Genomic DNA, 5099 nt, shown 5'->3' on the forward strand with positions numbered 1-5099 from the left:
GAATCTAACGCCTCTTTAATACACTGCAACATCCGCTTATAATCCTTGGGCATTACTTTAACAAACTTGGGCAACATTTCCGACCAATTTGCTAAAACTAGGGACGCTTTTTGACTTTGGGTGTAATCAGCATGGCGTTGAATTAACTCGCGTAAATCGTCGATTTCTTCCCCTTCTAGCGCCTCTAAAGCTACCATTTGGGTATTGCAACGAGTGGCGAAATCCCCCGACTCATCGAGGACGTAGGCGACACCACCACTCATCCCGGCGGCGAAATTGCGACCGGTGGGCCCTAAAACAACGACTTTACCCCCCGTCATATACTCGCAGGCGTGGTCGCCAACGGACTCAACCACCGTAGTCACCCCAGAGTTACGCACCCCAAAACGTTCCCCAGCAACCCCAGAAATATACACCTCACCACTGGTCGCGCCGTATAAAGCCACGTTACCGATGATAATATTCTCCTCGGCCACAAAAGTGGAACCTTTGGGCGGATAAACGATGATTTTGCCACCGCTTAAACCCTTACCCACATAATCATTAGCATCCCCTTCTAACTCCAGTGTCACCCCTTTGGGAACAAAAGCACCGAAACTCTGCCCCGCGCTGCCCTGAAAATGGAGATGTACGGTATCTTCGGGTAAACCCTCCCAGTGACGTTTAGTGATTTCGTTGCCTAAAATCGTCCCCACCACGCGGTTAATATTTTTAATCGGTAGTGTCGCCTTGACTTTTTCGCCTTTTTCAATGGCATCCTTGCATAAATCCAGTAAAATGGTTATATCCAAGGACTTATCTAAACCGTGGTCCTGGGGAATCTGGCAATAACGTCCTACCTCTGCATCTACCTCCGGTTGATAGAGAATTGGAGTTAGGTCAATTCCTTTCGCTTTCCAATGTTCTACCGCCTGTTTTGGCTCTAATACATCAGTTCGCCCCACCATTTCATTTAAGGTGCGGAATCCCAATTCGGCCATAATTTCCCGCACTTCCTGGGCGATAAATTTCATGAAATTCACCGTATATTCGGGATCTCCGATGAAATTCTTCCGTAATAACGGATCCTGGGTCGCTACCCCCGCCGGACAGGTATTAAGATGACAAACCCGCATCATAATACAGCCTAACGTCACCAGTGGCGCGGTCGAAAACCCGAATTCTTCGGCCCCCAATAGGGTTGCCACCACCACATCGCGGCCGGTTTTCATCTGGCCATCGGTTTCCACCGCAATGCGACTGCGAAGATTATTTAACACCAATGTTTGATGGGTTTCTGCTAGTCCCAACTCCCAGGGTAAACCCGCGTGTTTAATCGAGGTTTGGGGTGAGGCTCCGGTCCCACCATCGAAACCAGAGATTAAAACCACGTCGGCGTGAGCTTTAGCGACTCCGGCGGCGATTGTGCCAACTCCCACCTCAGAAACCAGTTTTACGCTCACTCTGGCCGCACGATTGGCATTTTTTAGGTCATGAATCAACTCCGCTAGGTCTTCAATCGAGTAGATATCGTGGTGGGGTGGGGGAGAAATTAAACCAACTCCGGGGGTGGAGTGACGGACTTTGGCAATCCAAGGATAGACTTTTTTACCCGGTAATTGACCGCCTTCGCCCGGTTTTGCCCCCTGGGCCATTTTTATCTGCAATTCTCGCGCTTGGGAGAGGTAAAGACTGGTGACACCAAAACGGCCGGAAGCTACCTGTTTAATGGCACTATTTTTCGAGTCTCCCTGTTCATTTGTCCAAGTGTAGCGCTCGGAATCTTCGCCCCCTTCCCCGGTGTTCGACTTGCCACCGATACGATTCATGGCAATAGCGAGGGATTCGTGGGCCTCTTTGGAAATGGACCCGTAACTCATGGCCCCGGTTTTAAAGCGTTTCATAATCGCTTCAATCGGTTCCACTTCTTCGATGGGGATACTTTCCCGGTTTTTAAAGGTTAATAGTCCCCGCAGGGTGAAGAATTTTTGATTCTGTTGGTTGACCAGTTGGGAATACTTCTTAAAGAGGTCGTATTTGCCCAATTTTACCGCTTGTTGCAGGGTATGAATGGTTTCTGGGCTAAAAAGATGGGCTTCCCCGTCCTTACGCCATTGATATTCACCGCCAATATCGAGGGTATGCACATTAACATCCCGGTCGGGGAAAGCGTGGCCATGTCTGAGTAGGGATTCCCGGGCAATAATTTCTAAATCGGCCCCTTCAATGCGGGAAGCTGTCCAAGTAAAATAGCGATCGACTACCGATCGATTTAAGCCAATAGCCTCGAATATTTGCGCCCCACGGTAGCTTTGCAGGGTGGAAATGCCAATTTTAGAGGCCACTTTAATTACGCCCTTGGTGGCGGCTTTTATGTAGTTTTTACAGGCACTCTGGTGGTCAACTCCTACCAATAAACCTTCCTCGATCATACTGCCGAGGGTGGCAAAGGCTAGATAGGGATTAATCGCACCGCAACCATAACCGAGTAAAAGGGCGTAGTGATGCACTTCCCGGGGTTCGCCAGATTCCAGGACAAGGCCCACTCTGGTGCGGGTTCCCTGCCGGATGAGATGATGGTGTAAACCGGCAACCGCCAGCAGTGAGGGAATCGGGGCGTGATTTTTATCGATACCTCGATCGCTTAAAATAATAATGCTCGCGCCCGCTAAAATTGCCTCGTCCACCTCTTGACAAATTGCCTCAATTGTGCTACGCATCCCCTCGACTCCCGAAGTGGGATCGAAGAGAATGGGAATAGTCACGGTTTTAAATTCGCTATTGCCCTGTAAACGCGCTAATTGGGCGTTAGTGAGGATAGGAGAGTTAAGTTTAATCAGGTGACAGCTTTCGGGCTGCGGATCCAGGAGATTTCTCTCAGCGCCGATAGTGGTGATGGGAGAGGTGATAATTTCTTCGCGAATCGAGTCAATCGGGGGGTTAGTGACTTGGGCGAATAACTGCTGAAAGTAATCATAAAGCAGTTTTGGGCGATCGGACAAGACGGCTAGGGGTGTATCGGAACCCATGGAACCCACTGCTTCCACTCCATCCCGGCCCATGGGGGCTAATAAAAGACGTAATTCCTCAAAAGTGTAACCGAAAGCGGTTTGCTGTTGAATTAGGGAAACAGAAGTTTCCGGTGGAGCAGTTTCCACCGCCGGTAAATCGTCTAAATTGACTAAATTTTCGTTTAACCACTGGCGATAGGGTTTAGCGTTGGCAATACCTGCTTTTATTTCCTCATCGGCCACGATACGACCTTCTTTCATATCCACAAGGAACATCCGGCCGGGTTGCAGACGACCTTTAAAAGCGACGCGTTCTGGTTCAATGGGTAAAACTCCCGCTTCCGATGCCATAATTACTAGGTCATCTTTGGTGACATAGTAACGGGAAGGACGCAAACCATTGCGGTCTAACACTGCTCCCATCATCGTACCATCGGTAAAAGCGATCGAGGCCGGACCATCCCAGGGTTCCATCAAACAGGAATGGTATTCATAAAAGGCTTTTTTCTCATCACTCATCGATTCGTGGGCTGCCCAGGGTTCAGGAATCATCATCATGACAGCGTGAGGGAGAGAACGCCCCGATAAAACCATTAATTCTAGGGCATTATCAAAAATTAAGGAGTCACTACCCTCGATATTAATAACCGGCTGGATTCTTTTGATGTCTTCCCCGAATAAGGGTGAGGCAAACATCGACTGACGGGCGTGCATCCAGTTAATATTACCTCGCAGGGTATTAATTTCGCCATTGTGGGCAATATAACGGTAAGGGTGGGCGCGTTCCCAACTGGGGAAGGTATTGGTACTAAAACGAGAATGGACTAATCCTAAAGCACTTTGAAAGTCGGGGTCGTGTAAATCGGGGAAATAGTCACCCACCTGTACCGGCATTAATTGCCCTTTATAGACAATGGTACGACTAGAAATACTGCAAGGATACCAGTAACGATTAAAAGATTGACGATTGAGATGGGAACGCTTGCGAATAACGTATAATTTGCGTTCAAAGGCCAGATCATCGCTTAAATTGGCATCGCGTTCGATGAAAACCTGTTCGATAAAGGGTTCGGTAGATTTGGCCGAATTGCCCAAACTAGAGTTATCCGTGGGAACATCACGCCAACCGAGAACTTTTAACCCCTCTTCGGCGGCGATTTTCTCGAATTCCTGGCGACTTTTCCCGCGAATTTCGGCATCAGGGGCCGTGTAGAGCATTCCTACCCCGTATTGTCCCGCTGCCGGCAAGGTAAAACCTAGATCCCCAGTCACTTTCCGGAAAAATAGGTCAGGGATTTGGCATAAAATACCCGCCCCATCTCCCGTATTTTTTTCCGCACCGCACGCGCCACGGTGATCGAGGTTTAGTAAAATTGTTAAGGCCTGTTCAACAATATCGTGGGACTTTTTACCCGTTTTATGAACGATAAAACCGACACCACAAGCATCATGTTCAAATTGGGGATCGTATAGTCCTTGTTTCCGTGGAGTTTGATTGTTATTCATCTTGTCTAATAGCCTAGCAGTCTGGAAGGGAAGGGCCTAGAGGGTGAGCCAGAGTAGCGATTCTAGGTATATCAATTCTGTATCCAGACTGGACCTTCGGTCTTATATCTTAAGGAAATGTTTCGATGTGACAAGGGTTCCTTTACACCGAAGAGATTATTCACGAATTTTTTAGCAGCGGATCGATTAAGTCGTCGGGAATGTGGTTACGCTCGATATAAGCGTTAATTTCCTCTAGATGGTCGCTGTAATAGGTCAACGCACTGAAAATCTGACTTAACGTCAGATGGGGCATTCCTAGGGGTATTTCTTCGGGAGCGACCCCCAGACGCCAAGTTTCGACGATGGCGCGGACGGGTGTACGGGTTCCTTTGATAATTGGTTCCCCGTGTAAGATCTCGTCGTCTCGAACGATATAGAGATATTCGGTCGCTTGAACCATCGCGGTTTTCTGGAGTGGATATCGTTTAGTTTATCGTATCGATCGAACCCCCGACTATTCCCCATAAATATCGGTTCGGTTACTTCAGCCACCCGATCTCACTTGCGGCGATTGTTTCGCTCTTTCTCGCCATTTTTTTGAATTTTCTGTAATTACCTCGC

At 48.4% G+C, this 5099-nt stretch carries 2 protein-coding genes; both read right to left on the bottom strand.

Annotated elements, in window-relative coordinates; translation table 11 throughout:
- The coding region (gene gltB, locus PX484_RS15500) for a glutamate synthase large subunit (protein WP_288104593.1) at positions 1–4496 on the bottom strand (4496 nt) is incomplete at its 3' end.
- Between the two features lie 160 nt (positions 4497–4656).
- Positions 4657–4938, bottom strand: a complete 282-nt coding sequence (locus tag PX484_RS15505; protein WP_104396872.1) for a DUF433 domain-containing protein — start codon at positions 4936–4938, stop codon at positions 4657–4659.
- Positions 4939–5099 lie beyond the last annotated feature (161 nt).

The sequence above is a fragment of the Microcystis sp. M49636_WE2 genome (assembly GCF_030065375.1).
Taxonomy (GTDB): Bacteria; Cyanobacteriota; Cyanobacteriia; order Cyanobacteriales; family Microcystaceae; genus Microcystis; species Microcystis aeruginosa_C.